Origin of the sequence: Planococcus dechangensis (assembly GCF_042654465.1) — a bacterium.
Lineage (GTDB): Bacteria > Bacillota > Bacilli > Bacillales_A > Planococcaceae > Planococcus > Planococcus dechangensis.
On record NZ_JBHSGL010000009.1, the window covers coordinates 1 to 775 of the forward strand.

The following is a 775-nucleotide window of genomic DNA, read 5'->3' on the forward strand; positions in this document are numbered from 1 at the left end:
AAATGCTGAGTGTAAAAATATGGCGCGCCCGAGAGGACTCGAACCTCTAACCGCTTGATTCGTAGTCAAGTACTCTATCCAATTGAGCTACGGGCGCATATATTGTTTTTGCAAAAGATTGGTGCCGAGGACCGGAATCGAACCGGTACGGTAGTCACCTACCGCAGGATTTTAAGTCCTGTGCGTCTGCCAGTTCCGCCACCCCGGCTAGGGTTGGCATCTATCTGTGCAAAAAAATGGAGCGGAAGACGAGGGTCGAACTCGCGACCTCCACCTTGGCAAGGTGGCGTTCTACCACTGAACTACTTCCGCTAAATGGTGCGGGTGAAGGGAGTCGAACCCCCACGCCCGAAGGCGCTAGATCCTAAGTCTAGTGCGTCTGCCAGTTCCGCCACACCCGCGTGGCAATTAAGTTGTAAAAAATGGTGAGCCATGAAGGATTCGAACCTTCGACCCTCTGATTAAAAGTCAGATGCTCTACCAACTGAGCTAATGGCTCCTAGATGAGTGGTGCCGGAGAAAGGACTTGAACCCTCAACCTACTGATTACAAGTCAGTTGCTCTACCAGTTGAGCTACTCCGGCAACAGAGATAAAAATGGTGGAGGATGACGGGATCGAACCGCCGACCCTCTGCTTGTAAGGCAGATGCTCTCCCAGCTGAGCTAATCCTCCGTATGTATGCCCAGCGACGTCCTACTCTCACAGGGGGAGACCCCCAACTACCATCGGCGCAAAAGAGCTTAACTTCCGTGTTCGGGATGGGAACGGGTGTG

7 tRNA genes and 1 rRNA gene are annotated in these 775 nt (G+C 52.8%); all 8 read right to left on the reverse strand.

Annotation, left to right across the window (positions count from 1 at the left end):
* Positions 1–20 precede the first annotated feature (20 nt).
* Positions 21–97: transfer RNA gene (locus ACFO5U_RS13400), tRNA-Arg, on the reverse strand.
* A gap of 22 nt (positions 98–119) precedes the next feature.
* Positions 120–208, reverse strand: a tRNA-Leu gene (locus ACFO5U_RS13405).
* Between the two features lie 29 nt (positions 209–237).
* Positions 238–312 (reverse strand) — tRNA-Gly (locus ACFO5U_RS13410).
* A gap of 4 nt (positions 313–316) precedes the next feature.
* A tRNA-Leu gene (locus ACFO5U_RS13415) sits at positions 317–401 on the reverse strand.
* 22 nt (positions 402–423) lie between these two features.
* Positions 424–499 (reverse strand) — tRNA-Lys (locus ACFO5U_RS13420).
* Between the two features lie 9 nt (positions 500–508).
* Positions 509–584, reverse strand: a tRNA-Thr gene (locus ACFO5U_RS13425).
* 14 nt (positions 585–598) lie between these two features.
* A tRNA-Val gene (locus ACFO5U_RS13430) sits at positions 599–674 on the reverse strand.
* A gap of 8 nt (positions 675–682) precedes the next feature.
* A 5S ribosomal RNA gene (gene rrf, locus ACFO5U_RS13435) occupies positions 683–775 on the reverse strand; the annotation flags it as partial.